This is a genomic window from Brevundimonas sp. UBA2416 (genome assembly GCF_002343105.1).
GTDB lineage: Bacteria > Pseudomonadota > Alphaproteobacteria > Caulobacterales > Caulobacteraceae > Brevundimonas.
Genome location: NZ_DDRM01000002.1, coordinates 73,283 through 78,018 on the forward strand (window position 1 = coordinate 73,283; position 4,736 = coordinate 78,018).

Sequence of the window (4,736 nt, forward strand, 5' to 3'; positions counted from 1 at the left end):
CAGCCGGACATCCTGCTGTGCCGTTGCGAATTCCCGATCCCGCCGGAGGAAAAGCGCAAGATCGGCCTGTTCTGCAATGTGCGTGAGAGCGGCGTCATCCAGGCGATGGATTCCGACGACATCTATGCCGTGCCGCTGGACTATCACCGCGAGGGACTGGACGCTGAGGTTCTGGCGCATTTCGGACTTGCCGATGCCCCGGCGCCGGACCTGACCATGTGGGAAGAGATCGCGCGACGCCGTCGACAGCCGGACGGCGAGGTCACCGTGGCCGTAGTGGGCAAATATACGGTCCTCAAGGACGCCTACAAATCCCTGATCGAGGCCCTGCACCACGGTGGTGTGGCGAACAACGTCAAGGTCAACATCGATTGGGTCGAGGCCGAGACCTTCGAGGGCGACCGTGAGGCCTGCGATGCGCGCCTGCAGGCGGCTCACGCCATTCTGGTGCCCGGCGGCTTCGGCGAGCGGGGCTCAGAGGGCAAGATCGAGGCGGCCCGCTTCGCCCGCGAGCGCAAGATCCCCTATTTCGGCATCTGTTTCGGCATGCAGATGGCGGTGATCGAGGCGGCCAGGAATCTGGCCGGCTATCCCAAGGCCTCATCCACCGAATTCGGCCCGACGACCGAGCCCGTCGTCGGCCTGATGACCGAATGGACCCAGGGGAACCAGCGCGTCCTGCGCCAGCAGGGCGGCGACATGGGCGGGACCATGCGGCTGGGGGCCTATGACTCGACGCTGAAGGCGGGGTCGAGGATCGCGCAGATGTACGGTTCGACCACGATCAGCGAGCGCCACCGGCATCGCTATGAGGTCAACATCAACTACCGCGACGCCATCGAGCAGAAGGGCGGCCTGATCTTCGCCGGCCTGTCGCCGGACGGCGTCCTGCCCGAGACGGTCGAGCGCGAGGATCATCCGTGGTTCGTCGGGGTCCAGTATCATCCGGAATTGAAGAGCCGCCCGTTCGCACCGCATCCTTTGTTCGCGGGCTTTATCGAGGCGGCCCTGGTGCAGAGCCGGCTGGTCTGAGTCAGGGCATGGAAAGCCGGCGGCTTGACCCGCGCCGGCGCTCAGCCGTTTGAAGGCGTGGCGCTGTCTGTCGCGGCGCTGCTGCTGGACGGCGGCGTGAGGCCTTCGAACGGCTTGCGATCCTTGCAACGGACGCAAACACGGGTTCCGGGCTGGCTACGGCTGTCGACGTAGACGTGCCCTTTCAGCAGGCATTTCATGGATTTGAGCATTGTTCGGTCCGTGCAGCGCGAGCAAACCCTGCATACAACGAACAATGTTACATATTTTGCTGCAGTGCAAGATCAAACAGTCGGCCGGGTTCGTCTGAAATCGGCCGGGGTGCTAGTCGGGATTGTGCGCTGAGGGGCGGCAGGGTGTAATCGCAAAGACGTCAGGACAGGGGGCGGCGAAGATCATGTTCACCCCGGCGACCGCCCGGTCCGGCTTCACCCTGGTCGAGGCCCTGGTCGCACTGATGTTGTTCGGCCTGATCGCTTCCGCGGGTGCGGCCGTATTGTCCGTCTCGGTCGACAACCGGTTTGTGGTCCGGGCGGCCACCGACCGCACCGCCGCATTGCAGCGAACGCGCAGCCTTCTGAAGGCCGACCTCGGTCAGGCGACGAACCGCCGAACGCGCGACCGGAACGGTGAGCCACATCCCCTGGCCCTGGCGGGGGGAACGGCTCCGGGCGACCCTGTTCTGGTCGTTACCCGCGCCGGCTGGAGCAATGCCGGGGACACGGGCCGGTCGTCCCTGCAACGGGTTGAGTACAGCGTCGTCGGAGATCGGCTGGAACGCCGGGTGTCGCCCTTTCTGGATGGATCGCGCCCGGGACCGTCCCAAGTGCTGCTGACCGGCGTGTCGGACCTGACCGTGACCTTCATTCAGGACGGCCGCGAGACGCCCACCCCGATTCCCGGGCCGACCGGAGGCCCGCCCGACGCGGTGTGCCTCGAACTGACGGTGGAGGGATATGGCCGGCTGTCGCAGCTGTTCCTCATCGGGGGCGGACGATGAGAGGCGGGCCGCTTCGGGATCGCGAGGGCATGGCGCTTCTGGCCGTCTTGCTGCTGGTGGCGGTGATGGCTGTCGTGGCGGTTGCCGTACTGGACGATGTCCGGTTTTCGGTGCGGCGCACGACCAATGCCGAAACCGGCGCCCAGGCGCAGTGGTATGCCGATGGCGCGGAGACTTTGGCTCGGCGAAGGATTGAGCGGCTGACGGCGCTGGATGCGGACCGGACCCCGCTGACGCCCGAGTGGAACGGACGCGCGATCACCCTGCCGATCGACGGAGGGACGCTGACCGCGACGGTGCGTGACGGTCAGGCCTGTTTCAACCTGAACAGCGTGGTGGCCTGGACCGGGGACCGGCTGGCGGTCCGGCCGGTCGGGGAGGTGCAGCTGCTGGCGCTCGGGCGGGCCGTCGGGGTCGATCCGCAGAGGATGGAGACGATCACGGACAGTCTGATCGACTGGATCGATAGCGACACCACGGCTCGCTCCCGGGGCGCCGAGGACAGCGCCTATGCCGGGCTGGCCGAGCCTTACCGGACAGGCGGCGTGCCTCTGGCCGAGGTCTCCGAGCTGCGGACCGTGCGCGGCGTGGACCGTGACGCCTACGACCGGCTGCGGCCCCATCTGTGCGCCCTGCCGACCGACCGCTCGCCGATCAACGTCAACACCCTGACGTCGGCGAATGCGCCGCTCCTGGTCATGCTCACGGGCGGGTCGCTCAGCCTGCCCGACGCCCGGGCCGTGATCGCGGCCCGTCCGACGGGAGGCTGGTCGGATCCAGCCGGCTTCTGGCGCCAGCCGGCCCTCAACAGCCTGCAGGTTGACCCGGGCGTGCGCGACCAGGTCACCGTACGCACGGACTATTTCGCTGTCCGTATCGACGTCGACCAGGGCGGAGTCCGCGCCGTGCGCACCGCCCTGATTGAATCTCGTCCGGGCGTCGGGGCGCGGACGTTGATCCGGCGCTGGACGCCTGAGGACTAGGTCAGGAGAACCGTGGCTTCTGGCCATGGGGGAGTCGGCTGACAGCTTGTCATGATTGGTGCTAACGTCGTTCTGTCGAACTTGCGCAAGTGGGTCGACGGGGGAAGCGGGGACCAATTGAACACGACGACGATCAGCGTGGGTGGTATCCGCCCTGTCGCGGTCTGGGTGAGCCTGGCCTTGTTCCTGGCGCTCTGCGTCGGCGTGGGCGCAGTCCTGCCTTCAAAGGCTTCCGCAACCCAGTTGTCTTCGCCGGGTGTGCACGAGGGCGTCGCGTCTTGCGCCGGATCGACCTGCCACGGGCGTCAGGCCGCTGACGGCGCGGTGGTGCGCCAGAACGAACTGGTCAGCTGGCAGGACCCCACAGGCCCCGGCGGGTCACACAGCCGGGCCTGGCGCACCCTGACCTATGCGCGCGCCCAGTCGATCACGCGCCGGCTGGGCCTGGGCCCGGCGCAGAACGCCCCGGCCTGTCTGGGCTGCCACGCCGAGCCCGCCGCGGCCCGTGGGGCCCGGTTCCAGGTCTCGGACGGCGTGGGCTGCGAGAGCTGCCATGGCCCTTCCGGCGGCTGGATCGCCAGCCACTATACCGTCGGCGTCAGCCACGCCGACAATGTGGCGCGCGGCATGACTCCGCTGGAGGATCCGGTGGTTCGGGCCAATGTCTGTCTCGATTGCCACTGGGGCAGTGACAAGCCGAACCAGTTCGTGACCCACGAGATGATGAGCGCGGGCCATCCGCGCCTGTCATTCGAGCTGGAACTGTTCACTGCCTTCCAGCAGCATCACGATGTCGACGCCGACTATGTGCAGCGCAAGGCGACGATGGATTCCGCGCGGCTCTGGGCCATCGGCCAGGCCGTGGCCCTGCAGCGCATCCTGACCGTCTATGGCGATACGGGCCGGGCCGGGAACGGCGTCTTTCCCGAGCTCTATTTTTTCGACTGTCACAGCTGTCACCGGCCGATCTCGGACGAGCCGAACGCGCCCCTGCTGGTCGAGGCCAATCCGGGGCGGCCTATCCCGATGGGCACGCCGCCGTTCAACGATGAGAACATGATCATGCTGGCCGCCGCGGCCCGCACCGCGCCGGCGTCTCTGGCGCAGCGGTTCCAGACGGACTCGCGCGCCTTCCATCAGGCCCTGGGCTCTGATCGGGCCGGGGCGGTCGAAGCCGCCCGCCGCCTGGCGGGAACGGCGGGACAGCTCTCGGCGAGCTTTGCTTCCAGCCCGTTCAGCCGCGCCGACACCTTCGCCATCCTCGAGGATGTGCTGGGGGAGGCGCTGGCCCCGCGCTACACCGACTATTCCGGCGGGGCCCAGGCGGTCATGGCCGTCGACACCCTGCTGAACGCCCTCGTCTCACAGGGGCAGATCGAGGCGGGCGCCGTGCGGGCCATGCGGTCTGATATCGACCGCGCCTATGCCGCCGTGCGGGATCCCAACCGCTACCGACCGCAGGAGTTCAGGCGCGCCATGGGCGGCGTCGCGACCGCCGTGAGGCGCGCACGATGACCCGGCGGGCGAGGGGACTGGTTCTGGCGGCGCTGGCCGGTCTGCTGCTGACGGGCTGCGGCGGAGGGGGAGGCTCGTCCAGCGGCGGTAGCGGTGGCGGTGGCAGTGGTGGTGGCGGCGGCGGCGGCGGCGGCGGTGGCGGCGCCCTCTATGCGGTTCCGGCGGCCGAGGCCCTCTCCGTGGCGGATGTCGAAGGGGTGCTGGCC

General features: G+C 68.3%; 6 protein-coding genes. 5 read left to right on the plus strand and 1 reads right to left on the minus strand.

Translation table 11 applies throughout. The features are described from left to right. Positions 1 to 1,032 (plus strand): CTP synthase (locus tag B3E43_RS00560; protein ID WP_292025923.1); only part of this gene is annotated, 1,032 nt, incomplete at its 5' end. Between the two features lie 41 nt (positions 1,033 to 1,073). Here B3E43_RS00560 and B3E43_RS00565 read toward each other — a convergent pair. Beyond that, positions 1,074 to 1,244, minus strand: coding sequence for a hypothetical protein (locus tag B3E43_RS00565; RefSeq protein WP_292025925.1), 171 nt, complete (start codon positions 1,242 to 1,244; stop codon positions 1,074 to 1,076). 185 nt (positions 1,245 to 1,429) lie between these two features. Between B3E43_RS00565 and gspJ the strand changes: the two genes are divergently transcribed. From gspJ to B3E43_RS00585, 4 genes are all read left to right on the plus strand, one after another. Continuing rightward, positions 1,430 to 2,032 (plus strand): type II secretion system minor pseudopilin GspJ, encoded by a 603-nt coding sequence (gene gspJ, locus B3E43_RS00570; RefSeq protein WP_292025927.1) that lies wholly within the window; start codon positions 1,430 to 1,432, stop codon positions 2,030 to 2,032. A 29-nt stretch (positions 2,033 to 2,061) separates the two neighbouring features. Continuing rightward, entirely contained in the window at positions 2,062 to 3,015 is a 954-nt protein-coding gene (gene gspK / locus B3E43_RS00575; RefSeq protein WP_292025930.1) for a type II secretion system minor pseudopilin GspK, read from the plus strand. Between the two features lie 117 nt (positions 3,016 to 3,132). After that, positions 3,133 to 4,530: a multiheme c-type cytochrome gene (locus B3E43_RS00580; protein ID WP_292025931.1), complete on the plus strand. Its 1,398-nt coding sequence runs from the start codon at positions 3,133 to 3,135 to the stop codon at positions 4,528 to 4,530. Further along, positions 4,527 to 4,736 (plus strand): hypothetical protein (locus B3E43_RS00585; RefSeq protein WP_292025933.1); only part of this gene is annotated, 210 nt, incomplete at its 3' end. The genes B3E43_RS00580 and B3E43_RS00585, both read left to right, overlap by 4 nt.